Below are 26,753 nucleotides of genomic sequence, written 5' to 3' on the forward strand. Positions count from 1 at the left end.
TCTTTAATTTGTTATTATTCTACGAGTATCGTTGCGTTTTCAGGTTCTATTTCTGCAATGGTAGACGTTTTGGTCATCTCCACATTATTTTGGCTACGAGCTGCCGTCCAACGTCCTAACGTTAGATTATACTCCCCACCAAGACTTACAAAATAACCTACATCTGCTGTATTATATTTCAAAAATAATTGATTTGTACCCTGCTTAAAGAAAGGCTGTGGTTCCATCGTTAAAGGATTGATAACATCATAGAAATCATTATTTGTAATACGATAACCTTTATTTCCTTCCCAAAGAGCTCCGCCTCCTGAATTATTCATAACATCTACTGGTTTTGAATCCTTTGTCACAGTGGTTCCTTTAAAAATAGCTATTCCAAAAGAGTTGCCACTGTTGGCGAACAATCCTGATCTTTTACTTCCAAAATCAAATCCATCATTTTCATTATAATCGTAATTTAACACCCAATTGGAAGACGCTAAACTGGTAGAAGCACTTCCATTGATCAGCTGATATTTTCCGCCGACATAAAAGAATGTTCCCTTACGCGCTATACCTTTTGTTAAATTAAACTTATACGTTCTCATTCCCCCTGTTGCCCATCCATTTGCGGGTGCACCTGTAGGTGTTGAAGCATTAGCATTATTGCTCACAACAACAGAATAAGGTGTTTTAGAGAAATCGATATCCTCTGTAGCCATTAACTGTAGATATTCATAATTGGTGTCTGAGCCTTTAACATCACTAGAAAAACCTGTTATGACAATTGATGCGACTTCAATTTCAGAACTGAGCATCAGAACATCTTCTTTAGAACGACATCTCAGATAAGGAGTAATGACACCAGTAGCGTCTTCCTGACCAAAAACAATACCATAGTAATTGCCTAGTATATAAGGTGATTGCTGTGAAAAATCAGCCTTTTCATTTGTTACTAAATTTAAGTTGCCAAAGCCATCATTTAAAACTTTAGTTCCAGATAGTATCTCCCCTTCTTTAGGAATTGGGTTAAATCCTCCCTTTAAAATAATAACCAATGTGCTTTCATAGGCATCTGGATTTTCCAATATCGCCTTAGAAGTCACAACATTGTTTGTAATTGGTCGTCCAGAAGCCACCTTTGCAATTTGACTTTCTTTAATGTTTTTAAGTTTCAAAATACCATCCTCACGCAAAAGTTGACTGCCAAGGATATCAATAATGACAGAATCTCCAGGTTGATAATTCATTGCGGCATCGCCTAAATCGATTGAAATACCACGTAACTTTCCTAAACGTCTCGTATCCTGTACAACGAGTAATCCTTCAGGAAGATTGCCCCCCTTATGATCCGATACGACCAATGCTGCTAGCTTACTTGAGCCCGCTAATTTTTCAGCATCAATAGTAACCATTTCACCTTTAAATAAAGCTCGAAGATCAAAAATTCCAATGTGTGAACTAATTGTTCCTCCCGGATAATTTGTATCTTGACATGATGTCATGGCTACCAAAACCACCATCATTGTTATGATATTAAAAAATATTTTTTTCATCTTAATTTCTATTGAATCTGCTATTAAGGTTTTTGCCACCATACTTTGGTATTAATCAAATCAGCTCCTTGATTAGCAATAGCTTCTTTATAGCTTTTAGGATTTGAAGATTGTACGATAACGGGGTACACCATTCGCGATGGCATCTCACCATTATTATTCAAACCAGGACCTTTTGGTAAAACGGGGTAACCCGTTCTACGGTGTTCAAACCATTGTTGTAAATCGACTGTAAAGAGCGCATAATATTTCTGCAAATGCAGAGTTTGCATTTTTTGTGCTACGGCTTTACCTTCATCCCATTGTATATCCGCATTGGTTAGATAATCTTGCACGGGAAGTGCCCAATTTGGAATCCAGAGCTTAATGTTGTTTTCTACTCCACTATTATAATACGTTTCGGCCGAGCCAGAAATCCACCCTTTGATGATGGCTTCAGCTTTGATGAATTCAACTTCAGCATAATTCATAAGCATACCCGTTAATGGTTCCGTCTGTAAGCTATTGACACCTGCATTTTGATCATAGGAATAGAAATAACTCATCTTCGTATAATCTTCTGCATTTCCAGCAGCATAACCACTCTCTACTCCAACATAATTTCCAGAAACAGGAGCAATTCCTAATCTATTAATACCGCTAGTGCCATATTCAGGAATATTTAAACGTGGATCGTTCCAATCTCTTAAATGATCAATAAAGAAAGATGCGAGAGAAGTAGCACGAAAATCTTGTGCCCTAGTTCCCATAAATGGCGAAAGATACGCTCCCTGTCCAGTCCATCTTAATACTGCAACATCACTATTGCTGGTCATGATAGGATACTCACTAGGGTTATCTTCTAGTATCTCCTTTATCTTTTTAATTGCATCTGCGCCCACTTCTTCTTTGTGCGCAACACGAAGCAACAACCTCAAATACATGGAGTTAGAAAATTTACGCCATTTTAAGATATCACCAGCAAAAATGGGGTCACTTGAAGCCTCAATTGCATCGCCTCCCTTAAATAATTGATTGGCTTCTTCAAATTTTTCAAACATGCCCCTGTAGATATCCTGTTGCTTATCAAATTGAGGTTCTAAAATAAGGGAATCTCGACCTAGTAAAGCTTTTGAATAAGGAACGTCTCCATAAGTATCGGTCAATATCGAGACCAACCAAGATTGACCAAGTAATGCCACCCCTTGATAGGATCGGTTGAAACCCGATGCCTTCTGAAGCTGTAAGGTACATATCCTTAAAGTTCATGAGATGTTTATAATGTTGATCCCACAGATAACTTGACCAGCTTGGTCTGAAGTCATAACGAAAGACTTTACCGTCTCCTTCCCCAATCGAGACAGTTACTTGCATCAATTCATTAGTAAAACTTCTATTTCGACTCATATTAGCTGTAATTGCATTTAAAAATGCATTAGCCATAAATTGTGAAGGGTATGCATTTGTTGTTTTGACTGGATCTGTATTTAAGTCTATAAAGCCTTTATCACAGGACTGCAGACTCATCGATAATGCCAAAAAAGCAAAAGATATTTTTTTGATCGTGTTGTTCATTGTATTTCAACTTAAAAACCCAAGACTAAATTAAATCCTATTGTACGTGTTGATGGAAACTGAGCAATTTCAAAGCCTTTTAGAATATCTCCACCATCCAATGTTCCAAATTCAGGATCAAAGGCTGGCCATTTTGACCAAATAAATAAATTTCTTCCATAAAGACCGATTGTGGCCTTATCTAAACCCCATCTTTTTAAAACATCTTTTTTGAAGGAATAATCCAATCTTGCTTCACGAAATTTGATGAAATCGGTTGGGAATGTACTTCCTTCAGCATTATCTTGACCATAATGTGAACGATAATATTCGTCTATATTGGTTGCTACAACATCATTTTTTCGATAAGTACCATCACCATTGGAAATTACACCATTTCCAACAATTCCATTGTAGCGACCTGGGAGCGTATTTTTTGTTTTCCCTTGTTCTGCTAATTTATAATGTGTTAAAGAATGACCTACTGCTCCCCACTGGGTATCAAATAAGACGTTTAATCTAAAATTCTTATAACTAAATGTATTTCCCAGACTTAATTTCCCGGTTGGAATCGTATTACCTAAATAGACAACATTCTCTGTTAATAGGGCTGCACCGGTTTTTTCATCGTATATAACTTGACCATCTGGAGCGCGTTGATATCCTATACCATACATATCACCCATACTTCCACCTTGTAGTCCAACAATTTGCCCACTTCCCACTGAACGATATTGGAGCACAATCGAAGAATCAGGAATTGACATAATTTTATTGCTATTAGCGCTATAAGTAATACTAGATGACCAATTAAATCCTTCTTTATTGACAAGCTGATTCGTATTTACAGCAATCTCCAAACCTCTATTACGAACTTCTCCCATATTCATTAAATATTTGGAATAGCCTGACGATGGATCAATAGTACGGTAAAGATGCTGTTTACTTGTATTGCCTTGATAAACCGCTACATCAATATTTAAACGATTTTTAAACATGCGTACATCTGTTCCAAACTCTATTGACCGTGTTGAAAGTGGTTCGATATAAGGATTGACTAGCGTAGTTGGATTTTGCAACGAGCCTCCAATAAGTGGGTTACCCCCTACATATCCAAACTGTGTCATATATGGTGCATCTACACCTGATCCAACCCAAGCAACTGATGCACGTAATTTCGCAAAATTAATGGCTTTAGGTAATGAGAATAATTCGGATAATACCAAACTACTGTTGAAGGAGTTATAGAAGAAACCTACATTTTTATCGGGAACGATTGACGAAGCTAATGTACTCGACCAATCCATTCGTCCCGTTACATCAAAAAACAGATAATCTTTGAATCCTGTGGTAACTAAACCATAAAAACTATTGATTTCAAAATTACTAATGCTCTGAACACTTTTAATACCATACTTATTATTCGTATGGTTATATACTCCAGGAAAAGTCAAACCATCTGATGCTAAAGAGGTCACACGGTAATTATTACGTAATGTACCTCCTCCTCCTGTAGCGGTTATATGCCAATCCTCATGTATTTGTTTATCATATTTCAACAAGAAGTCTAGATTCGTTTCCTTTGAAAAGATATCTTGTGTACGGTAGCTCCCTTCGGCAAATTTAGAACCGGCATCATAAGGTCGCAGCTGTGCTCTATCTTCGCTAGAAAAATCAATAGATGCTCTTACCTGTGCGCTAAATTCTTTTGAAAACTGATAGGAAGCCTGTGCATTACCGGTAAATGTATTGCGGTTATTGCGGTTAATAAATTCATAAGAAATCGCATACGGGTTTTCGGGGTATGTACTGTAAGGGTACATTATTTTCCGATTCTCTTGACCTTTTACCCAATAATCTTGTAACCAGTTTACATCTGCACTAGGTTGCCAAAAGATATACCAATACATCAACGATTGATTACCATAGCCTGCCCCAGGTAAGTTATCACTGTTTCGGTTATTATAGCTCACCTTGGAAGTGATACTCAATTTATCACTTACCTTCGAGTTGACGGATAAAGCGACTGTATTGCGATCATAACCTGTATTGGGTAAAATCCATTGATTACGAACATTGGTTGCGGAGAAACGTGCATTTGTTTTTTCCGATCCACCATCAATTGAGATGGTATTCATGTAAGTTTTACCGACATCAAAAAAGGTATTGCTATTTTTATAAGGCTTCCAAGGTGTTCGCTCTGTTCCAACTGCTTGAAGATTGGGGTCAAATTGAAAAAAGTTTTGACCATCAAACTTAGGTCCATATGCAGAACTAGTACCGCTTGTACTTCCGCCGTCAATTGATGCCCCATAGGAGTAATGATCTGATCCTCCTGTGCCCTGACCATACTCATATTGTAGATCTGGCCAACGGTTGACGCTTTCAAATGATGTATTTGAATTTAAGGTTATCCCTAGTGATTTTCCATTTCTTTTGGCTCCTGATTTAGTGGTGATGATAACGGCACCATTGGCTGCTTTTTGTCCATAAAGGGCAGCTGCCCCCGGTCCCTTTAGCACCGAAACACTTTCGATATCTTCAGGATTAATATCGTCCATACCGGAACCGTAATCTGCTGGCATATTATCACCACCGGTGCCATAAATAGCATCAGAACCATTGCCTGATCGTCTCCCTGATCCACTATTGATAATCACACCATCAACAACAATCAGCGCTTGATTTTCTCCCGTTAAATTATTCTCCCCACGTAAGATAATCTTAGTTGACCCTACTGGGCCTGCTCCTGAGCGCATAAGATTGAGCCCTGCCACTTTACCTGACAAGGCATCCATCCAGTTGCTCGAAACGGCATTCGTAAGCTCTTCTCCCTTTACAGTACTGACCGAATAACCAAGAGACTTCTCTTCTCGTTTTATACCTAATGCTGTGACCACAACCTCTTCTAAAGCACGTTCAGTTGAGTGTAATTTAATTTCGACATTTGAAGCCTGGTTGTTGACCTGCTCCTCATGGGTACGATGCCCCAATGACTTAAAAGTCAATACTGTTCCTTTGGCAACTGTTAATGTAAATGCCCCAGCATTGTCCGTCTTACCAATGCTCTTACTTCCATTGAGAATTGAAACATCAGGTAGAGGATGTCCATTTCCATCCACTACTTTTCCTTTAAAGGAAACACTTTCTTGTTCCAAAATATTGGAAAAGATTTTAGTTTCGACATGGAGATTTGATGCAAAAAGAGGATACGAACTGCATTCGAGTATACTACATACGAGCAGTGCTTTTTTTAAATGAGATAGGTAATAATGATTCATGCAAGAGTTTTTGTCAACGGATTTTACTTCCGCACAAAAATGCAATCCCAATATTAACATAGCTGTTGTTTTATGTTAACATTGTTTTACTAAATGAATGTCTATATAAGCTTTTTGTTAATTAACCGCATAAAAAAAGGAGTAAAATAAAAATTTTACTCCTTTTTTTATGTAGCCTATATGTATTAAACTTGATCAAAAGACCATTTTACATAATTTATATTCTTATCAACAGCGAGATATTTTTTCTCATAATAGGTTTTGATTGACAATACTTCGTCTACCAAATCAGAATGGTAAAGATCTGCTGTCTCTGCGTACTTTTTCAAACCTAAGATTTCAATCTGCTCTAATGTATAATTATAAAAACCATCATTATCAGTTTTTAGGTTCATAAACCCTCCATCTTGCAAAACAAATTTATAACGGCCTAAGAAAGTAGGATTTGTTAATCGTTTTTTCTCACGGCTATCCTGAGGTTGAGGGTCAGGGAAAGTAATCCAAATTTCAGCAATTTCATTTTCTTCAAAATATTCCAAAATGGTTTCAATCTGAATACGTAAAAATCCAACATTCGTGATACCATCTTCAATAGCTGTTTTAGCTCCTCTCCATATACGATTACCTTTGTAGTCTACACCAATAAAGTTCTTTTCAGGAAAAAGTTTAGCAAGATTAACGGTATATTCACCTTTACCACAGGCCAACTCGACCACGATTGGATTGTTATTTTTAAAATGCGTGTTAGCCCACTGACCTTTAAGTGCTTTACCCGCATCAAGTTCTACGACATTGTCAAAAGTTCCAATCTCCGCAAATTTTCTAAGTTTGTCTTTACCCATTACTATAAAATATGCGACAAAATTAACCTTATATTTTAAGTAATCAATAGCTTAAGCATGAAAAGATTTTAATATAATACTACAGGTACAATCATCAATCTGATTATGGTTCAGGTATACTATCTGCTATCTTTTCGTTGCGCGTTGCTTCATTATTCAGAAAAAATAATGAAAAAGGAAGAGAAAGAGCAAATTATATGCTCAAAAGAATCAAAGCAATAGGTCTAAGGGATGGTATAGACAATCCAGCTAATAGCGAAAACAGCAGTTTTTTAGTACGTTTCACTATAAGATGGTATACCATATTCATTGACTTGATCTTCCAACACAGGAGGACTGACAGCTGAGGCTTTTCTTTTTTTCTTTTTACTGGGCTTTATAAAGTTCGTGGCTTTGGCAATTAAACTCGTTACCATATCTTGATTGACTTGACCAAGTGCTTTTTCCGAAGCCAATAAGAGTAATGCTTTTTTCAATACACCTGCTTTTCTAAAGAAAAATCTATTCATCACAAAAGGAACACCTATACGCAAGCTTTTCGTTAACCAATCGCCACTTTTCGCTTCTCCTTTTACTGTAGAAGAAAACAGACCCGACAGCATATCCAATCCTGGGATATTTGATTTAACAGCCTTAAAAATACGCATGGGTGTTTCAATCTTATGATTTAATAAACTTACCTGTGATTTCAAATAGGCTTCCTGCTCATTTTTTAAAACCTTAAGACGTGCAATCTCAGTTTTAAGCTCGGCTAAATTATGAATTTTGCTGTGTTTCGTCATGTTCTACTTTTTCTTGTTTCACGTTATTATCTTCCTCTTCGTCCTCATCAGTCCATTTGGCAGAAAATCTCCGTATGGATAGATCCATAAACGTAGACTCCAGCTTAGACTCAAATACACGAATGAGCAAGACTATAATTATAAATATACCCGCAGTAGCTAAAAAGCCCAAAGAATAACTACCCAATACCTCTCCTAAATAAAAGCCCAGTGCAAGACATAGAAAAAACAAAATGAATAAAGTCAATATCAGTTTTGCAGCATCAACAATTAAACTTGCAATTAAACGAGAAGATCGCTCTACAGTCTTAAGTCGAATTAAATTTAACTGCGAATCTAAATATTCCTTTGTTTTTTGGAATGTACCACTTAAGGAGAATTTTTCTTCTTCCATCTACTTTTATGTTAAGAATCAGAGGCGGAAAGCCCCTGATCATATTATTGATAATGATTTCTTTAGTCAGGAGATTGCAGCGATTTACGCGTGCTCAGTTATTTCATCTTCTAGAAGATCTTCTCCTTTATTTATTTTCGTTTTTAACGTTGAAACTATTTTCTCTTTAAGATCAGTTAATTGATCGACTTGTTCTTCAGCTCGCTCACGGATTGCATCACCTAAATCTGCTAATGATTCATTAAGCTTATCTCTTGTCTCTGCTCCTTTATCCGGTGCAAATAAAATTCCTAAAGCCGTTCCTGCAGCTAAACCTGCTAATAATGCTACTAATACTTTACTATTATCGTTCATATTCTTAAACTTTAAATTTTAATCCTTGCAATCTATCTCAATCAGTAATAATACAAATACCTAAGCAAATCGTTTGCCAAAAGCCAATAATTTTTTTGATATATGATAAAAAGCGATTACAACAATATAATAAATGTTATCTAAAATCACAAATCGCCTTGTACTTCAAGGTAAATAAATCATTTTCAAAAAATAATAGATATATTTTATTAACTTTAATTACCAGTTAGACCAATTATATGTTAACAAAGACCTATAGCAGTGCTGTATACGGTATCGAAGCTACAACAATAACAGTTGAAGTTAATATTACCGCAGGTACCCGATATTATATCGTGGGCTTACCTGATAATGCCGTGAAAGAAAGCTTGCAAAGAATAGAAAGTGCCATTGTGTCTTGTGCCTGTCGGATGCCCCGCCAAAAAATAGTCGTCAATCTTGCTCCTGCTGACATTCGAAAAGAAGGGTCCTCCTATGATCTGGCCATTGCTACAGCGATATTAGCTTCCTCGGATCAGATAAATAGAGACAAACTTGCCGATTATTTGATTCTAGGGGAACTCTCATTGGATGGGAAAATCCAACCGATAAAAGGCGTGCTCCCTGTTGCCATTCAAGCATTGAAAGATAAGTTTAAAGGAATCATCTTGCCCAATACGAATGCCAGAGAGGCTGCCATCGTATCGAACCTAGCTGTTTCTCGGTGTGGACAACCTAACTGAAGTCATTGATTTTTTTAATGATAAAGTGAAATTGACCCCTACAATCGTGGATATTGAACGGGAGTTTTCGAACACAGCGACTTGTGTGGATACCGACTTTGGCGATGTTAAAGGGCAGGAAAATATAAAGCGGGCATTGGAGATCGCTGCTGCCGGTGGCCATAATGTGATTTTAATAGGTCCTCCTGGAGCGGGAAAAACAATGCTTGCTAAGCGGCTATCTACCATACTGCCTCCTTTAACGATAGAAGAATCGTTAGAAACCACCAAGATACATTCCGTTGCAGGACAATTGGCTGCTAAGGATTCGCTGATGACCCGAAGACCTTTTCGCGCACCACATCATACCATCTCCGACGTTGCTCTTGTAGGCGGTGGTACAAGCCCCCAACCTGGAGAAATTTCGTTGTCGCACAACGGAGTTTTATTTTTAGACGAACTTCCGGAATTTAAAAGAACCGTCTTAGAGGTGATGCGGCAGCCCCTGGAATCGCGAAACATGACCATCTCACGAGCAAAGTTCTCGGTGGACTACCCTGCTAGCTTCATGTTGATTGCGGCGATGAACCCTTGTCCATGTGGTTATTACAACCATCCAGAGAAAGAATGTATATGTGGAAGTAATGCCGTCCAACGGTATCTAAGCAAGATATCAGGACCGTTATTAGATCGAATCGATCTCCATGTAGAAGTAACCCCTGTAGCGTTTAAGGAGCTTGTATCAGACCAAAAGTCTGAAAAAAGCGAGGTCATTCGCCAGCGTGTAATAAAGGCTAGAAAAGTCCAACGCGAACGCTTTAAAGACAACAGCACGATTCACAATAATGCACAGATGAACAGTGTACAGGTGCGAAAAAACTGTGCGATTGACGAGCAGGGTAAGCTGTTATTAAAAACAGCCATGGAAAAATTGGGTTTATCGGCCCGCGCTTACGACCGGATTTTAAAAGTGGCAAGAACAATAGCCGATATGGAACATGAATCCATCATACAAAACCATCATCTTGCCGAAGCGATCCAATTCAGAAGCCTAGATCGCGAAAGTTGGGCTGGATAACCTAAAATTGACTGATAAAATGTTTTAAGATCCAGGGATAAAGCAATAAAGTAAGGAGTACTCCAGACAATGCTCCGAATAAATGCGCATCGTGGTTGATACCATCACGCGAATTTTTTGATCCCCATACACAATAGGCTAGAAAAAGAACCGCGAATATGTATGCAGGCATTGGGATGATCATAAAGATCCCTAACATCATTTTAGGATCAAACATGATGTAACTAAACAACACGGCACAAATTGCTCCTGAGGCACCTAAACTGTAGTAGCCGGGATTATTCTTCTGTTGCAGAATCGTTGGGATATCACTCAATACTAAACTCAAAACATAGATTAGGGCAAATTGAAAATGACCCCAATCACTGATCTGGATCAACATCTTCTCTAATCCAAATCCAAAGTAATAAAACGTGATCATATTGAAGAGCAGATGTCCCCAATCTTTATGTACCATACCACTCGTCAAAATGGTGTAGATACGTTTTTTACGATAGATGCTAAAGGGGTGCAGCATCATCTCGCCCAATACTTGTGGGTTTGAAAAGCTATAGATGCTCGATGCAATGGTTAAAGCAAAGATAATACTCGCTACTGGAGTTAAAAACAGATATTCTTGTATCATAAAATTAAAAACGATCCTCTAATAATAAAACATATAATTCTTTCGGTCCATGTGCACCTAATACCAAACGCTTTTCGATATCTGCTGTGCGGGAAGGTCCGGTAACAGTGGAAACCATCGTGGGAATCTGATCTCCATAACGACGCTGCATATAAGAGAGCGCGTCCTTAATGTCCCACACCATTTGAGAAGCTTTTGCTATCACAATATGGATTGGGGGATAAATCCCTAATCGACGTCCTGAAGCATTGGCACTACTCACCATAACACTGCCATTGCGTGCAATCAAAACTTCACATGAAGTAATCCCTGCATCGGCTTCATCAAAGTCAACCTCATTCGTATGAATAGGGAAACCATAAGGATTCAATAAATCTTGAACACCTTTTTCCCATGTAAATATCTTCTTAATATTATTTTCCTCGGTGAGGTGAATCAAATTTTCAATCAGATCGATCTCACCGTCACAATACAAGAACTTTCCTCCAACAGCTGTCAGCTCGCGGGCAAAGGTAACATCGACTAACTCATCCTCTTCCTGGTATAACGGAGTTTTCTGGAAGTTAGGATGTGGATTTTCATTTTTTTGTACTAGAGCCTGTCTTATTTTGCCTAGCATCTGCTCTTTACTACTGCTGTTTTTAACATTCATGCGGCGGACTACTAAAAAATACAGCGCTTCTTTTTAAAGAAGCGCTGTAAAACTAAAATTTATACGTTTGGACTATCCTCTTCTTTAATACCTACTTTAGGTTCTGCACCACTAGCCTCTTCGGGAAGTACATCCAACGGAAGGTCCGTTTGTGGGACCCCACCTCCATCGCCACTGTTCACAAACTCATCGTATGTTGTTTTTGTATCAAATGGTCGTTTACCCAAGATTTCTTCCAAATCACTTTGAAATAAGATTTCCTTCTCTAATAATTTCTCCGCAATCGCAACCAAACCATCTTGTTTATCTAACAATAACTGTTTAGTTCTAGCATAAACATCTGTGATTAAATTACGTACCTCAGAATCAATTAATTCTGCCGTTTTGTCAGAATAAGGCTTATGAAATTGTTCAGATCCATCACGGAATGAAACATTACCGACCTTATCGTTCATACCATAAATCGCAACCATGGCATATGCTAATTTTGTGATTCTTTCCAAATCATTTTGAGCACCTGTAGATATGCGTCCAAAAGTAATGTCTTCAGCTACACGTCCACCCATCGTCATACACAAACTATCGACTAATTGCTCTGTCGTATATAAGAACTGCTCTCTCGGTAAATACTGCGCATATCCCAAAGCTGCTACGCCACGAGGTACGATCGATACTTTTACCAAAGGATCGGCATGCTCCAAATACCAACCTGCAATCGCATGTCCTGCTTCATGGTAAGCAACAATTTTCTTCTCTTCTGGAGAGATAATTTTATTCTTTTTCTCAAGGCCTCCAATCACACGGTCTACCGCATCCTGAAAATCTTGCATATTAATTTCCGTCTTATTCTTACGCGCTGCTATTAAAGCTGCCTCGTTACATACGTTCGCAATTTCTGCCCCAGCAAAACCAGGTGTTTGTGCTGATAATTTTTTGGCATCAACTTCTTCTGCTAATTTCAAAGGCTTCAAGTGTACCTTAAAGATATGCTCACGACCAATTAAATCGGGTTTATCAATAGACACCTGTCTATCGAAACGACCTGGACGTAATAATGCACTATCCAATACATCGATACGGTTGGTTGCAGCCAAAATAATAACACCTGAGTCCGTTCCGAAACCATCCATCTCTACCAAGAGTTGGTTCAGGGTATTCTCACGCTCATCATTACCACCCATCATCGAGTTTTTACCACGAGCACGACCAATAGCATCAATCTCATCGATAAAGATAATACATGGCGCTTTTTCTTTCGCCTGTTTAAATAAATCACGGACACGAGAAGCACCAACACCTACGAACATTTCCACAAAATCAGATCCTGATAATGAGAAGAAAGGAACTTGAGCCTCGCCTGCTACTGCTTTGGCAAGTAAAGTCTTTCCTGTTCCTGGAGGGCCTACCAATAATGCACCTTTTGGAATTTTACCTCCCAAATTGGTGTATTTTGTTGGGTTCTTCAAGAAATCAACAATCTCCATCACTTCTTGCTTCGCTTCCTCTAGTCCTGCCACATCATTGAATGTGATATTCACTTGAGATTCTTTATCAAACAGCTGTGCTTTGGATTTACCAATATTAAAGATTTGGCCTCCACCACCTGCACCACCACCACTCATACGACGCATTAGGAATAACCATAACAATACCAATACGACCATTGGTAGAATAAACGTTACGAAATAATTCGTCCATGGATTTGAGCGATCTTCATAACTCACGCCCAAACGAGGTGTACCTTCAGGAAGGTTTTCTTGAGCAGCTTTTAAATTTGCCGCTAAAATATCAGCAGAAGCTTCTGTAAAAGTATACTGTGGTCCAGCTGCAGGTGTCAAAGACAATGCATTTGGTCCAGGGGCTACTTCTTTATATTTTTCGTCATTTAAACGATCTTTTTTGATGTAAACGTCAATTTGAACAAGATCATTTTTCTTTGTTCCTTCTAATTTCTCAACATCACCAGTAGGTAAAATCTTAGATTCAAACTCACTGTATGTAATTTTTTTAGTCGTGACATCGCTAAAAACATATTGTAATGCAAAAAAAGCCAATATCAATGCAAAACTAAGCCACATGATATTAAACTTGGGCGGTTTTGGGGTTATTTTACCAGTTGGTATTTTCTTCATTCTATCTTATTTATATCGTTTTAATTCTAATTTCTACTATTTAAGCACTCTGAAAGTCTTGAATTTGCGCATCGCCCCATAGGTCTTCGATGGCATAAAGTGTTCTTTGTTCCTTCTTAAAGATGTGGACCACCACATCAACAAAGTCTAATATCAACCACTCTCCTGTCCCCTGTCCTTCTTTAAATTGTGGATCATACCCAAATGCTTTATAGACCTCGTCCTCGACGCTTTTCGCTATTGCATGAGCTTGAATGTGGGATTCCGCATGGCAGATGACAAAATAATCAGACACAGAAACTGTTAATGTTTCTCAAATCCAATCGCACAATTTCATTGGCTTTCTTCTCCTGCATCCCATAAACAACCACCTCTGATAATCGGGTTGACAATTCCGAACTTTTATTTTTATCCATTAAAAAATATTATAGTTTTGACTATTATATACAATTAAATATTAATCACTTTGCAAAATAACACATTTTCAGGACTTATCATCGGTCAAAGTTTAATTACTCTCGACCGTGTGGCTTCCACAAATGATTATTTTAAAGATAACTTGTCAAAATTCAAGCCACAGGACGAAGGTTCTGCCATTTTAGCAGTAGAACAATTTGCTGGAAAAGGCCAAAGAGGCAACATTTGGACGAGCGAGCCTGGTAAAAATATCACGACATCAATTCTACTTTACCCGCATTTCCTAGCGATCAATCAACAATTTTCCCTATCCTGTGCAATAAGCCTCGGTATATTCAACTGGATAAAAACGAAAACCGACCAGAAAGTACACATTAAATGGCCAAATGACATTTATGTAAATGATGAAAAAATAGCAGGGATACTCATTGAAAATAGCATAAAGGGGTATCAGATAGCCACGAGTATTATTGGCATTGGCATTAATGTGAATCAAATCAATTTCGAGAATAGCAATCATATTACTTCGTTAAGGTCCATTACCGGTGTCAACGAGCCTTATGTGATTGCTGATTTAGCCCATGAACTCTATGTTTTTCTAGATGTGGAATACAAACGACTCCAAAATGGAGATCACGAAAAGCAACTAATAGCATATAATCAACATCTGTTTAGAAAAGATGAATGGAGAAAATATAAGATACATGAAGAAGAAATGATAGGCAAAATCATCGAAGTACATGCAAACGGTCTATTGCAGATTGAAATCGAAAATGAGCTAAAAGAGTTTAGCCTTCAGGAAATTCGGTATATCCTGTAAGCAACAAAATAATTACCCTCTTCCGATAAATATATTCGCGCAAACTAGTAAATTTGCTAAAAGAAATTAAACTTTAGTTGTTTCACTTTGTCATACTCAGGAACAACAACTATTTAAAAAATTACACTGATGAAAAAATTCACATTAATAATAGCAGTATTATTTTTTGCTATTTCAGGTGCTGTGGCTCAAATCCATGACCCAGTAAAGTTTACGGTTGCTTCAAAAAAATTAAACAGTAAAGAAGCTGTCATATTTATTAAAGCAACGATCCAAGATGGATGGCATATTTATTCTCAAAACGTTGGAGAAAATGGTCCGATTCCGACTTCTTTTACATTCCCTGCTTCTAAAGAATATACTTTAAATGGTAAGACAGCCGAGCCAAAACCAGCCACCAAATATGAAGAAGTATTCAAAATGAATGTCGGTTATTTTGCAAAAGAGGTTGTTTTCCAACAAAAAGTAAAATTAACAAACGGCACTGCAACAGTAAAAGGTTCGGTAGAATATCAAGCTTGTGATAAATCACAATGTCTTCCTCCTACTGATTATGCCTTTACGGTCACGATTAAATAAGGTAAGAACATAAAGTCCTTTAACAAACGCTAATCAGATAAACAACATCCGATTAGCGTTTTGTTTTTTCAACCCTTAAGGAAGTGTTAAAACTGAAGCGATAAACAGATATTGATCACGAAAGGGCAATTGTATGCTTAATGTTGCAACCAAAATAGTAAAATTGACTTTACAACTACTAAAACATAAGGCTATTCTCCTCGTCTTTTTTTATTTTTACAGATTATATTTGAACTCTACAAAAAATGGCTAAAAAGAAACTATTTTTATTTTACTTCGTTGTTTTCAGTTTATTCATTCCTATTCTTTCCTTTGCAAACATGCAAGACTCTTTGCTTAGTGTTGAGGGAATCGAATTTACAGAATCGACAGATACAGCAACACTTTCCGAAGTTCCAGAAGATCTGGTTTTCTCAGAAAGCCCCGACACTATAAGTCAGGATACTGCCCAAACCACACAAAAGGCAGCAATCGAATTAGCTCCTGAAGAAAAGAAATCTCTTTGGGGTATTTTCCTTGCAGGTTTGATTGGTGGTTTCGCAGCCCTCTTAATGCCTTGTATATTCCCGATGTTACCGCTTACGGTTAGCTTTTTTACAAAACAAGCAGGATCAAGAGCAAGTGGAATCAGCAAGGCGCTGTTATATGGATTATTCATCATCATCATTTATGTCGCCCTGGGTATGATCATCACCATTTTATTTGGTTCTGATGCGCTCAATGCCCTATCTACAAATGGTGTTTTTAACTTTATATTTTTCCTTTTGTTGGTTGCATTCGCAGCCTCTTTTTTCGGTGCATTCGAAATCACATTGCCAAGTTCGTTTGTCAATAAAATGGATGCTAAGTCTGATAAAGGTGGATTAGTAGGTCTTTTCTTTATGGCATTTAGCCTTTCTTTAGTTTCCTTCTCTTGTACAGGTCCTATTATCGGAACCCTACTGGTAGAAGCAGCTTCTAAAGGAGAGCGACTGGCTCCAGCAATTGGAATGCTTGGTTTTTCCATTTCATTAGCCATTCCCTTCGCTCTATTTGCCATGTTTCCTTCTTTATTAAAATCGCTTCCTAAATCAGGTGGTTGGTTAAATAGCGTAAAGGTGGTATTGGGATTCTTGGAATTGGCCTTAGCGCTTAAATTCTTATCCAATGTTGATTTAGCTTATCATTGGAACTGGTTGGATCGTGAGGTCTTCTTAGCACTATGGATCGTTATTTTCGGATTGATGGGACTCTACTTAATTGGGAAAATCAAATTCTCTCATGATAGTGAATTGAAATTCTTATCTGTACCACGTACATTTTTAGCTATCATCGTCTTTTCGTTTGTTGTCTATATGGTACCTGGTCTTTGGGGAGCACCTCTCAAGTCAATTTCAGCTTTCTTACCACCATCGGCAACGCAAGATTTCGATTTATCAGCAGGAGTGGCAGGTGCTTCACCTGTACATTCGGATGGGAAAGTAAAAAAATATGCAGAAATATTCCATGACCGTGGCACACCTAAGGGGTTTGACCCTTATTACGACTACGATCAAGCAATTGAAACTGCAAAAGAATTGAATAAACCTGTTTTAATCGATTTTACGGGCTGGAACTGTGTTAACTGCCGTAAAATGGAAGCTAATGTATGGACAGATCCTAATGTTGCTAAATTATTAAAAGAAGGATTTGTTATGGCGGAACTTTTTGTGGATGACCGCACGGAATTACCCGCTGAAGAACAGGTTATTTCTTCTTATTCGGGTAAAAAGATTAAAAATATCGGAAACAAAAATTCTGATTTCCAAGCTTCAAAATTCAACAGTAATTCGCAGCCTTTATATGTGATCGTAGATACGGAAGGAAATGTGTTGGTACCACCATCAGGTGCTAACTACGACCCTATTGAATACGCGAAATATCTACAAAGTGGCATTGACGCTTTTAAAGCGCTAAAATAACGGTTTAATAGCCCCTGGTTTTGCTCATCCAATCCTTGTTTGAGCTGACAAAAAAGGAACTGCAACTTATTTGGATCATTTATTTACAAATAGATAATCCGAATAAGTTGTTTTTTTCATTCAACTGGTTTATATTGCAAACCGAAATACGATTTATCTAAGTTTAAATTATGAGTAATATTAAAAATATAGCAGTATTAACTTCTGGGGGAGATGCTCCAGGGATGAATGCTGCCATTCGCGCGGTAGTTAGAGCAGGTATATATAATGGTTTAAATGTTTTTGGTGTAAAAAGAGGTTATGACGGTTTAGTTAATGGCGATATGTATGCCATGGACGTGAAATCTGTAGCCAACATCATCCAACGTGGTGGAACCATATTAAAAACGGCAAGAAGTGATGAATTTCGCACCATAGAAGGTCGTCAAAAAGCCTATGAGAATATTAAAAAACACGAAATAGATGCATTAGTTGTTATCGGTGGGGATGGAACTTTTACTGGAGCTTCCAAATTTTTAGATGAATTTGATATTCCAATTATTGGTCTACCGGGCACAATTGATAATGATCTTGCTGGAACCGATTTTACAATTGGCTACGATACGGCTATCAATACCGTCATTCAAGCAGTCGATAAAATTAGAGATACTGCAGAATCGCATGACCGCCTATTTGTCATCGAAGTAATGGGTAGAGACTCTGGACTTATTGCCTTGAGATCGGGTATCAGTACAGGTGCTGAAGCCGTTTTGATCCCTGAGTTTAATGTCGATTACGATGCGATCATGAAACGCTTGGATAAAACCCGCAAAAGCAAATCATCACGTATCATAATCGTTGCCGAAGGTGACTCTGAAGGTGGAATGGTTGTTTCTGAAAAAATCAAAGCAAACTTTCCGAAATATGATGTTCGCCTCTCTATCTTAGGTCATATTCAACGTGGGGGAAGCCCAACATGTATGGATAGAGTATTGGCAAGCAGACTAGGTGTTTCCGCTGTAGAGGCACTGCTTGAGGGTCGTAAAGGTGAAATGGTTGGTTTAGTTCATGGTGAAGTGCAATTTATATCTTTCAAAAAAGCAATTAAACACATTGATGCAATCAATCAAGATCTATTGCGGATCGTGGAAATCCTTTCTTTGTAATCTTTACAACTGAAGATTGATAAAATAAAAAAAGCTTGGTTAAGAATTTAACCAAGCTTTTTTTATTTTCCGTTAACGCTTATGAGCGCCAAGCTTTATATTGATTGATCAAGCCATTTGTCGATGAATCGTGGGTGGTAATGATATCTTCGGACTCCAGCTCTGGAAGAATCTGACCCGCAAGTTGCTTACCTAATTCCACGCCCCATTGATCAAAACTGAATACATTCCAGATGATTCCTTGAACAAATATTTTATGCTCGTAAAGTGCTATTAACGTTCCTAATGAACGTGGAGTAACTTTTTTAAGCAAAATAGAATTACTAGGTCTATTTCCTTCAAACACTTTAAAAGCTTTCAGCTTTTCAATTTCTTCTTCAGATTTACCTGCAGCTTTTAATTCTGCTACAACAGTCTCTTCAGATTTACCATTCATCAAGGCTTCTGTCTGTGCAAAGAAATTGGACAATAACATCTGATGATGTTGCCCAATTGGATTTAAACTGATTGCTGGTGCAATAAAATCGCAAGGAATCAACTTCGTCCCCTGATGGATCAGTTGATAAAAAGCATGTTGACCATTGGTACCTGGCTCACCCCAAATGATAGGACCAGTTTGATAGTCGACACGGTTACCATTACGATCGACATACTTGCCATTACTTTCCATATCGCCTTGTTGGAAATAAGCCGCGAAACGGTGCATATATTGATCATATGGTAATATGGCATGACTTTCTGCTTCAAAAAAATTATTGTACCAGATCCCCAATAATGCTAGAGTAACGGGAATATTTTCTTCGAATGGAGTTGTTCTAAAATGCTCATCGGCCTCATAGGCTCCAATCAATAGTTCTTTAAAATTATCATAACCAACAGCTAAACTGATGGACAAGCCAATAGCTGACCAAAGTGAATAACGTCCACCGACCCAATCCCAAAACTGGAACATGTTTTTCGTATCGATACCAAACGCCGCAACCGCAGCTGTATTGGTACTTAATGCTGCAAAATGCTTCGCTACATCCTCTTGTTGAGCTCCACTTTTCAAGAACCATGCTCGAGCTGAGTTTGCATTCGCCATCGTTTCTTGCGTCGTAAACGTCTTTGAGGCAATTAAAAATAAAGTCGTTTCGGGATCAAGGTCTTTTATCGCTTCGACAATATGCGTACCATCTACATTGGATACAAAGTGCATATTCAAGTGTGTGCGGTATGCTTTTAGTGCCTCTGTAACCATAACAGGTCCTAAATCTGAACCACCGATACCAATATTAACCACATCGGTGATCGCTTTGCCGGTATACCCTTTCCACTCGCCAGAAAGAATACGATTTGTAAAGGATTCCATTTGTGCTAAAACAGCATGTACATCAGGCATCACATCCTGTCCATCAACAAGAACTGGTTTTCCGGATTGGTTACGTAAAGCGGTATGCAACACTTGACGACCTTCTGTTTCATTGATTTTCTCTCCTTGAAACATGGCTTCAATCGCTTCAGACAAGTGGCATTCTTTGGCCAACTGACGCAATAACGCTACAGTCTCGTCATTCACTCTATTTTTCGAATAATCTAAAAGAATATCATTGAACTCGATGCTGTATTTCTCAAATCGGAATGAATCTTGATCGAACAAGTCCTTTAAGCTGTGCTCATTAATCGTGATATAATGATCTGCTAAATAACGGTAAGCAGCCGTCTGTGTAAAATCTATTTTTGGTAACATATCTTTCAATTTTAATCAAACTTAGATAAATTTGTTTTATTTACCATGTTAATTGTACCCTATCATAAAAAAAATATTTTAGTTTTGTTACTCTTTTTTCATTGGGATTCATGGTTGCTATGCAATTATCGATTGCTACTCTGCCATCAAAAGCATACTCTCGAGGAAATATAAAAATTAATCACTATCATTTAAATCATACCTAAGCTTTTTGGGCTTTTCTTATAGAAAGCTGTATCTTTGTGATTATGACCAAAGAACAAATTCAAGATTTGAGGGATCGTGTAACTTCCCTGAGGAGGCATCTTTGACATCGATGCTAAAAAAGAAGCATTAGAGAAAGACCAAGCCATTACCTTACAACCGGACTTTTGGAATGATTCAAAAGCTGCTGAACAAATATTACAATCCATCAAAGTACAGAAAGTATGGACCGATCATTTTGATCAGGTCGTGGCATCTGTTGAAGATACCGAGGTATTGTATGAGTTTTATCAAGCTGGCGATGCAACCGAAGCCGAACTTAATGAACAATATCATCTTGCTGTAGAAGAGGTGGAAGAATTGGAGTTCAAGAACATGCTGAGCGCCGAGGAAGATCAACTGGATGCTATTCTACAGATAACTGCGGGTGCAGGAGGAACGGAAAGCTGCGATTGGGCCGCCATGTTAATGCGTATGTATATCATGTGGGGCGAGAAAAACGGTTACAAAGTGACAGAACAGGACGCGCAAGAAGGTGAGGTTGCTGGGATAAAAACGGTAACGCTACAGCTGTCTGGTAATTTTGCCTATGGCTATCTAAAAGGCGAAAATGGTGTTCACCGATTAGTCCGCATTTCTCCCTTTGACTCCAACGCCAAACGACACACGTCATTTGCATCGGTATATGTGTATCCTCTTATCGACAACCATATCGAAATTGATGTGAAGGATTCGGAGATCGAATGGGATACCTTCCGTGCTGGTGGAGCAGGTGGTCAGAATGTGAACAAGGTGGAGACAGCGGTACGTCTGCATCACAAACCAACTGGTATCATCATCAAAAATCAAGAATCTAGATCACAGTTGCAGAATAAAGAAAACGCTTTCCGCTTATTGAAATCGCAATTATACGAGATTGAAATGCGCAAACGTCAAGAAGCGACAGATGCAATCGAAGGCAATAAAAAGAAAATTGAATGGGGCTCTCAAATAAGAAATTATGTCCTACACCCTTATAAATTAATTAAGGATTTAAGAACGAATTATGAGACATCCAATACACAAGCAGTATTAGATGGGGACCTCGATGAATTCTTAAAAGCATATTTAATGGAATTTGGAGGATAAACAGTTATCCAATAAAAAAGAGCAAAGATTTTTAAGTCTTTGCTCTTTTTGTTATGTTGCATTTAACCTAAAATGAATTCTTCCACATCATAGATTCCACTGGTTTTATCGTTTTTGTATTATACTTGGCATTACCTTTTGTATTGTAAAGAATCTCTACATCACCTTCTACTACAAAATAGATCAGCTGTCCGATCGGCATACCTGCATAGATGCGCACGGGTTGAGCACATGAGATCTCTAACGTCCAAGTATTACAAAATCCAACGTCACCTTTTCCGGCAGTCGCATGGATATCGATACCGAGACGACCTGTACTTGATTTTCCTTCTAAAAATGGCACATGTTTATGCGTTTCCGTATATTCTAAAGTAACCCCCAAATAGAGTGTGTTTGGCTCTAGCACAAATCCTTCTTCGGGAATTTCAAAGTGATCGATCTCATTATGAAGTTTAGCATCCAACACACGGCTCTTATAGGTTGCTAAATACTTCCCTAAGTGAACGTCATATGAATTTGTACCTAAGCATTTACGGTCATATGGTTCAATAACGATATTGCCATTCTCTAATTCTTCTAGTATACGTTTATCCGATAAAATCATGTTTATTCAATATTATTCCAGATTAAAGTTGAACCTCAATACGATAGAAAGGCCACCTTCAATCATTTATTTTCAAACTTAGATAAATTTGTTTTATTTACAATTTTAAATGTGTGATATAAAAAAACAAAGTTATTGATTTATCGTCTTCCAGCAAGAAATATTTTTGGCAAAAACACAACATAATCGGTCCTATTGAACAGGACTTTCTGCTATTTCTTTTATTATTCCAACGGGATCAAGTTTCTGCTCCCTCCCCTTTTATATCAAAACTAATTTATCTAAGTTTGAGTATGAGCTTAGTATACCTACGAGAATTGGACCAGCACACCAAATTTGCGATTTGGCGCATTGAAGAAGATGAGCATACCCTGTCCAACCAACTGCAATTGGGCGCGCTGGAGGAACAAAAGCTCATCAGCCTATCCAATGGTAAGCGGCGATTACATTGGCTTGCTACACGGGTCCTCTTGCGCACCCTGCTCAATACAACTTCCTATATCGATTGTCCTTCAGATAGCAACGGTAAACCTTATCTTGGCAATTTCCCACAAAAGATATCGCTGACCCATTCTTTTGATTACGCTGGAGCCATCATCAGTTCGGCAGGTGAAGTGGGTATCGATATGGAAATCATTAAATCTAAAGTCGAGCGTATCGCGCATAAATTTCTCAAAGAAGAAGAACTCCATTTTATAACGCATGGAGAAAATCGTTTGGCCCAGCTCTATGCTTGTTGGAGTGCCAAAGAAGCCGTTTACAAATTACAGGGCAATGCAGGCGTTTCTTTCTTGCATAATATGACCATCTCTCCTTTTGAATACGAAGAAGACGGCATATTGCAGTTGTATTTGGAAAGTGAACAGCACAATCGCTTTTTTAATGTGCATTATGAGAAGTTCAATGACTATTTACTGGCATACGTGGTCGAATAGGACCGATTTCTTCATGAAAAAAGGGCTCGAAAAAAAATAATTTTATTCAGATTCAAAGAGTTACGAAAAAGGTGTCACATTTATTTTGGAAGAGTTAAAAATGCGCTTATCTTTGCATCACATTAATAAACAAATGGCCCGTTCGTCTAGGGGTTAGGACGTTAGATTTTCATTCTAGAAACAGGGGTTCGATTCCCCTACGGGCTACAAAAAAGCGACTCCAAAAGAGTCGCTTTTTTTATGTCTTAAAGTCAAAACGCCAGATTTTGGATTTTTATTGTTAAAACTCTCCCAAACGTTTATTTAAGCCCTTCATTTTAATCGATAAAAAGATATTCAGTACTCCAAGTATGATAAAGGAGAATGAAGTATAGAATACGATTGTCATCCCTCCGAAAACGGGATTCCAAATCATAATGAAAGATAGTATTAAGCCAGCCACACCTATAATCATCGTATAGATCCATCCTTTAAACCCATGCTTCTTTAGTTCAAGAGCTTTTCCAATGCCCTTAATCGAATAAAATAGGATTCCAAAACCCACATAAAGCGAGAGCGCTACCATAGAGATCGCAGGATTTGAAATCAACAGAAAACCTAAGAACAACCCTATAATGCCACTAATTAATTCCCAAACCCAATGGTTCAGTGTATTTCGATTGACGATGGCATAGATGATTTCAAGTATACCTGCTACCAGAAACGTAGTTGCAAATATAATGGCCAATGTCAAGTAGGCCGCCAAAGGAGTCCTAGACACCCATATTCCAACTAAAATAAATAAGATGCCTAATATCAAAGGTATATACCAATGTTTTACAGAACTTTTGATTTTTTCTAAAATTGGATTTTCCATATGAGTTAAGTTTTAATTAACTTAAATATACCTTAATTATACTTAAAAATCTTAATCATATTTAAGCTAAACGTATGAAAAGTGTTTTTTAGACAAATACTAGACCTACTCCTTCAGGACATTGATAAAACATCTTATCTTTATGTTTTTAAAAAAATAGCTTAACATTAATGAACTTAAAATCAATCCTAACCTTATTTTGCCTTATCATCGGTTTTAGCGCCATAGCCCAGAAACCCGCGGTAAGCCACGTTGTTACCCATAACCGTACTACGGTTATTTGTGACCCTGTCACAGCTGCAAACCCTTACCCTGCATGGGGTGTGTTCCCTAAAAACGATGCTCCTATCCGCAAAGTAACCATGCACGTTACGCTCGGTAGCCCTGACAGCATCAACACCGCGCATTGGGATTACCTCGATCATATTATACTACGTCGCAAAGGCGGTAAAAATACTCCTGAGCTTAACTATGAATTGAGCAGAATGCTAACGCCTTATGGCAGTATTTACAATAAAGGGTGGAGCTGGAAATGGCAGGTGGATGTAACTGACTTTGCTCCATTGTTACGTGATAGTGTCGAAATTGTCTATGTGCACACCGGTTATGAAGATAAAACGGTAGGTTGGGCACTCAGCATAGATTTTGAGATCTTATCTGGCCCCTCAGTTGTGACACCGCTAGGTATGGAGCCTTTATGGAATAAGGCCTATAAGTATGGTGATCCGAACGAAAAAATTGAAGAGCATCTCTTACCGATAGATTATGAATCAAAAAACGGTGCAGCATTAAGCCGTATCCGCATACAGCATACCGGTCATGGTATGGACAAGCCACGTGGCTGTAGTGAGTTTCTGTAGTCGCTGGCGCGAGATCTCGCTGGATGGTAAAATCGTAGACAAACGTGATATGTGGAAAAAATGTGGAGACAACCCGCTCTATCCTCAAGGCGGTACTTGGATCTACGACCGTGCCTACTGGTGTCCTGGTGATTTGCAAAAGGCAGATGTCATCGACGTTTTCACCAAACCGGGTAAACATCAGGTGTCTTTAATGATGGAACCTTATACTGCGACAGATAATATACAGGCTACTGAAAACATCTCATCCTTCTTGTTCCATTATTCGGCACCAAAGCAAAAGACGGATGTAGCGGTTGAATCGATTATGGTACCCAGTGATGAACAACGTTTTTCGAGGTTGAATCCCGCTAGCTCTGGGCCACGTATTTCCTTCAGAAACTTAGGATCGGACCCCATTCGTTCATTGACTATCGTTTACGGGACTAAGGGTTTCCCGACTAAAACATTCCATTGGAAAGGAAATCTGCCATTCAACCAGGTCGCTGATGTCATCTTACCAGGGGAGATTCAGGAAAAAGATGGTGAAAACACATTTCAAGTGACGCTTAATCAACCTAATGGAAAGAAAGATGCTTGGACAGGAGACAATAATATGGAAACGATTTTCACAGCTCCACCAAGATTTCCTGCTGAATTTGTCTTGCAATTGTTAACGAACAAAAATCCGGAAGACAACAGCATCTATCTAGTCAATGCACAAAAAGATACAGTCTACCAGAAAATAGCGACACAGCTAGCGGTTGAAACCGTGTATACTGATACCATCCGTCTATCGGAAGGCAATCATTCCCTTCGCTTGATCGATACGGCGGGCAATGGTCTACAGTTCTGGGCACAACCTCAAAAAGGAGATGGACACCTCCGTTTATTTGATATGAATGGTAATCTCATCCATGCTTTTGAGAGTGACTGTGGTAGTGGCGAAATGTTTAGCTTCAAGGCTATCCAAGGTTTTGAAATGGATACGACAATAGCGCGACATGCATTTTCGCTATACCCAAGATCAGTTATCGACAAAACGGAATTGAATGTTGTATCCAACAAGCTCAATGATATGACGGTTCAGATTACCGTTGATGGTGTGCTTTGGCAAAAACATGAATATAAAGCGGTTAAAAATGCATTATTCAGCTATGACCTCACCCATCTTCCGAAAGGAAGAATCGTGCTAGAAGCTTTTATGGATGGTAAAAGTGCATTCAAAGGACGAATCAATAAAAGATAATAAGAATTAAAAAAGCGAATCTTTTGATTCGCTTTTTTATATTACAGAGTACCTACTATACAGAAAATCCAGTATAGTTGACAAGTTAGCACAACAATCATTAAATATTCTTCAAAAAAATACAAAAAACTGTATTTTCAATTAAACAAAAACAGCTCCCAAGGCTTAGGAGGCCTGTTTACGGTCAACATTTGCCGCTTTCTTTGACTACTTTATCGGTTTTGCTATACACTTTTCTCATACACGATCACGCAGTATACCAACTTGTGATAACTGTTTTTAAAGCATGATACTTCAAATATGAACATTAATGTCTCTTCTTTCAATAGGGTGGACCTCATGCACATTGCACTGACCGTGTCATAAATAAGGATTCCTATCTTCGTAAGATAGAAACAG

The 26,753-nt window shown here is 38.1% G+C and carries 24 protein-coding genes, 1 tRNA gene and 1 pseudogene; 10 read left to right on the forward strand and 16 right to left on the reverse strand.

Features of this window, described 5'->3' with window-relative positions:
- Nucleotides 1-14: 14 nt before the first annotated feature.
- The 8 genes from ACFX5U_RS21245 to ACFX5U_RS21280 all read right to left on the reverse strand — a co-directional run bounded on the left by ACFX5U_RS21245 (nucleotide 15) and on the right by ACFX5U_RS21280 (nucleotide 8,721).
- Nucleotides 15-1,535 carry a DUF5689 domain-containing protein gene (locus ACFX5U_RS21245; protein WP_400262063.1) on the reverse strand — a complete coding sequence of 507 codons (1,521 nt, stop codon included), beginning with the start codon at nucleotides 1,533-1,535 and terminating at the stop codon, nucleotides 15-17.
- Nucleotides 1,536-1,558: 23 nt separating this feature from the next.
- Nucleotides 1,559-2,716 (reverse strand): SusD/RagB family nutrient-binding outer membrane lipoprotein, encoded by a 1,158-nt coding sequence (locus tag ACFX5U_RS21250; protein WP_400262064.1) that lies wholly within the window; start codon nucleotides 2,714-2,716, stop codon nucleotides 1,559-1,561.
- The gene (locus ACFX5U_RS21255) at nucleotides 2,601-3,089 is read right to left on the reverse strand and encodes a SusD/RagB family nutrient-binding outer membrane lipoprotein (protein ID WP_400262065.1); all 489 of its coding nucleotides are present in this window, start codon (nucleotides 3,087-3,089) and stop codon (nucleotides 2,601-2,603) included. The genes ACFX5U_RS21250 and ACFX5U_RS21255 overlap by 116 nt, the downstream gene beginning before the upstream one ends.
- Before the next feature lie 11 nt (nucleotides 3,090-3,100).
- The gene (locus tag ACFX5U_RS21260; RefSeq protein ID WP_400262066.1) at nucleotides 3,101-6,409 is read right to left on the reverse strand and encodes a SusC/RagA family TonB-linked outer membrane protein; all 3,309 of its coding nucleotides are present in this window, start codon (nucleotides 6,407-6,409) and stop codon (nucleotides 3,101-3,103) included.
- Between the two features lie 125 nt (nucleotides 6,410-6,534).
- Nucleotides 6,535-7,191 carry a tRNA (guanosine(46)-N7)-methyltransferase TrmB gene (gene trmB, locus ACFX5U_RS21265; RefSeq protein ID WP_038701767.1) on the reverse strand — a complete coding sequence of 219 codons (657 nt, stop codon included), beginning with the start codon at nucleotides 7,189-7,191 and terminating at the stop codon, nucleotides 6,535-6,537.
- A 272-nt stretch (nucleotides 7,192-7,463) separates the two neighbouring features.
- Nucleotides 7,464-7,973, reverse strand: coding sequence for a hypothetical protein (locus tag ACFX5U_RS21270; protein ID WP_280571471.1), 510 nt, complete (start codon nucleotides 7,971-7,973; stop codon nucleotides 7,464-7,466).
- Nucleotides 7,948-8,367, reverse strand: a complete 420-nt coding sequence (locus ACFX5U_RS21275; protein WP_038701769.1) for a hypothetical protein — start codon at nucleotides 8,365-8,367, stop codon at nucleotides 7,948-7,950. Before ACFX5U_RS21275 ends, ACFX5U_RS21270 begins: the two co-directional genes overlap by 26 nt.
- Nucleotides 8,368-8,451: 84 nt before the next feature.
- Nucleotides 8,452-8,721 carry a YtxH domain-containing protein gene (locus tag ACFX5U_RS21280; RefSeq protein ID WP_038701770.1) on the reverse strand — a complete coding sequence of 90 codons (270 nt, stop codon included), beginning with the start codon at nucleotides 8,719-8,721 and terminating at the stop codon, nucleotides 8,452-8,454.
- 239 nt (nucleotides 8,722-8,960) lie between these two features.
- On the opposite strand from ACFX5U_RS21280, the pseudogene ACFX5U_RS21285 reads away from it, so the two are divergent.
- Nucleotides 8,961-10,500 (forward strand): annotated as a pseudogene (locus ACFX5U_RS21285) (YifB family Mg chelatase-like AAA ATPase).
- Nucleotide 10,501: 1 nt separating this feature from the next.
- Here ACFX5U_RS21285 and ACFX5U_RS21290 read toward each other — a convergent pair.
- From ACFX5U_RS21290 to ACFX5U_RS21310, 5 genes are all read right to left on the reverse strand, one after another.
- On the reverse strand, nucleotides 10,502-11,125 hold the full coding sequence (locus tag ACFX5U_RS21290) for a rhomboid family intramembrane serine protease (RefSeq protein WP_400262067.1): 624 nt from the start codon (nucleotides 11,123-11,125) through the stop codon (nucleotides 10,502-10,504).
- A 4-nt stretch (nucleotides 11,126-11,129) separates the two neighbouring features.
- Nucleotides 11,130-11,744, reverse strand: a complete 615-nt coding sequence (locus ACFX5U_RS21295; protein ID WP_280571469.1) for a lactate utilization protein — start codon at nucleotides 11,742-11,744, stop codon at nucleotides 11,130-11,132.
- A gap of 92 nt (nucleotides 11,745-11,836) precedes the next feature.
- Nucleotides 11,837-13,909, reverse strand: a complete 2,073-nt coding sequence (gene ftsH, locus ACFX5U_RS21300; RefSeq protein ID WP_038701774.1) for an ATP-dependent zinc metalloprotease FtsH — start codon at nucleotides 13,907-13,909, stop codon at nucleotides 11,837-11,839.
- Nucleotides 13,910-13,949: 40 nt separating this feature from the next.
- On the reverse strand, nucleotides 13,950-14,204 hold the full coding sequence (rsfS, locus tag ACFX5U_RS21305; RefSeq protein WP_400262068.1) for a ribosome silencing factor: 255 nt from the start codon (nucleotides 14,202-14,204) through the stop codon (nucleotides 13,950-13,952).
- Complete coding sequence (locus ACFX5U_RS21310) at nucleotides 14,197-14,325, reverse strand: hypothetical protein (RefSeq protein WP_400262069.1); 129 nt, start codon at nucleotides 14,323-14,325, stop codon at nucleotides 14,197-14,199. The genes rsfS and ACFX5U_RS21310 overlap by 8 nt, the downstream gene beginning before the upstream one ends.
- 50 nt (nucleotides 14,326-14,375) lie before the next feature.
- Between ACFX5U_RS21310 and ACFX5U_RS21315 the strand changes: the two genes are divergently transcribed.
- The 4 genes from ACFX5U_RS21315 (at nucleotide 14,376) to pfkA (ending at nucleotide 18,810) form a co-directional block, all read left to right on the forward strand.
- On the forward strand, nucleotides 14,376-15,146 hold the full coding sequence (locus ACFX5U_RS21315) for a biotin--[acetyl-CoA-carboxylase] ligase (protein ID WP_400262070.1): 771 nt from the start codon (nucleotides 14,376-14,378) through the stop codon (nucleotides 15,144-15,146).
- 129 nt (nucleotides 15,147-15,275) lie between these two features.
- The gene (locus tag ACFX5U_RS21320; RefSeq protein ID WP_038701776.1) at nucleotides 15,276-15,725 is read left to right on the forward strand and encodes a protein-disulfide reductase DsbD domain-containing protein; all 450 of its coding nucleotides are present in this window, start codon (nucleotides 15,276-15,278) and stop codon (nucleotides 15,723-15,725) included.
- A 245-nt stretch (nucleotides 15,726-15,970) separates the two neighbouring features.
- Nucleotides 15,971-17,665, forward strand: a complete 1,695-nt coding sequence (locus tag ACFX5U_RS21325) for a protein-disulfide reductase DsbD family protein (RefSeq protein ID WP_400262071.1) — start codon at nucleotides 15,971-15,973, stop codon at nucleotides 17,663-17,665.
- A 170-nt stretch (nucleotides 17,666-17,835) separates the two neighbouring features.
- Entirely contained in the window at nucleotides 17,836-18,810 is a 975-nt protein-coding gene (pfkA, locus tag ACFX5U_RS21330) for a 6-phosphofructokinase (RefSeq protein WP_038701778.1), read from the forward strand.
- Nucleotides 18,811-18,889: 79 nt separating this feature from the next.
- On the opposite strand, the gene pgi is transcribed toward pfkA, so the two are convergent.
- Nucleotides 18,890-20,539, reverse strand: a complete 1,650-nt coding sequence (gene pgi / locus ACFX5U_RS21335) for a glucose-6-phosphate isomerase (protein ID WP_280571466.1) — start codon at nucleotides 20,537-20,539, stop codon at nucleotides 18,890-18,892.
- 248 nt (nucleotides 20,540-20,787) lie between these two features.
- Between pgi and prfB the strand changes: the two genes are divergently transcribed.
- A protein-coding gene (gene prfB / locus ACFX5U_RS21340) for a peptide chain release factor 2 (protein WP_400262072.1) occupies nucleotides 20,788-21,871 on the forward strand; the annotation gives its coding sequence in 2 pieces (ribosomal slippage) (nucleotides 20,788-20,847 and nucleotides 20,849-21,871; 1,083 coding nt in all).
- A gap of 67 nt (nucleotides 21,872-21,938) precedes the next feature.
- On the opposite strand, the gene dcd is transcribed toward prfB, so the two are convergent.
- Nucleotides 21,939-22,475, reverse strand: coding sequence for a dCTP deaminase (gene dcd / locus ACFX5U_RS21345; RefSeq protein ID WP_400262073.1), 537 nt, complete (start codon nucleotides 22,473-22,475; stop codon nucleotides 21,939-21,941).
- A 293-nt stretch (nucleotides 22,476-22,768) separates the two neighbouring features.
- Here dcd and ACFX5U_RS21350 point away from each other — a divergent pair, with 293 nt between their 5' ends.
- On the forward strand, nucleotides 22,769-23,410 hold the full coding sequence (locus tag ACFX5U_RS21350) for a 4'-phosphopantetheinyl transferase superfamily protein (RefSeq protein ID WP_038701781.1): 642 nt from the start codon (nucleotides 22,769-22,771) through the stop codon (nucleotides 23,408-23,410).
- Nucleotides 23,411-23,545: 135 nt separating this feature from the next.
- Nucleotides 23,546-23,617 (forward strand) — tRNA-Glu (locus ACFX5U_RS21355).
- 73 nt (nucleotides 23,618-23,690) lie between these two features.
- Here the strand turns inward: ACFX5U_RS21355 and ACFX5U_RS21360 are convergent.
- The gene (locus ACFX5U_RS21360; protein WP_400262074.1) at nucleotides 23,691-24,266 is read right to left on the reverse strand and encodes an HdeD family acid-resistance protein; all 576 of its coding nucleotides are present in this window, start codon (nucleotides 24,264-24,266) and stop codon (nucleotides 23,691-23,693) included.
- 170 nt (nucleotides 24,267-24,436) lie between these two features.
- Between ACFX5U_RS21360 and ACFX5U_RS21365 the strand changes: the two genes are divergently transcribed.
- Nucleotides 24,437-25,126, forward strand: a complete 690-nt coding sequence (locus ACFX5U_RS21365; protein WP_400262075.1) for a hypothetical protein — start codon at nucleotides 24,437-24,439, stop codon at nucleotides 25,124-25,126.
- Nucleotides 25,086-26,354, forward strand: a complete 1,269-nt coding sequence (locus ACFX5U_RS21370) for a hypothetical protein (protein WP_400262076.1) — start codon at nucleotides 25,086-25,088, stop codon at nucleotides 26,352-26,354. The genes ACFX5U_RS21365 and ACFX5U_RS21370 overlap by 41 nt, the downstream gene beginning before the upstream one ends.
- The last annotated feature ends 399 nt before the right edge of the window (nucleotides 26,355-26,753 follow it).

This window comes from Sphingobacterium sp. SG20118 (assembly GCF_044740685.1).
GTDB lineage: Bacteria > Bacteroidota > Bacteroidia > Sphingobacteriales > Sphingobacteriaceae > Sphingobacterium.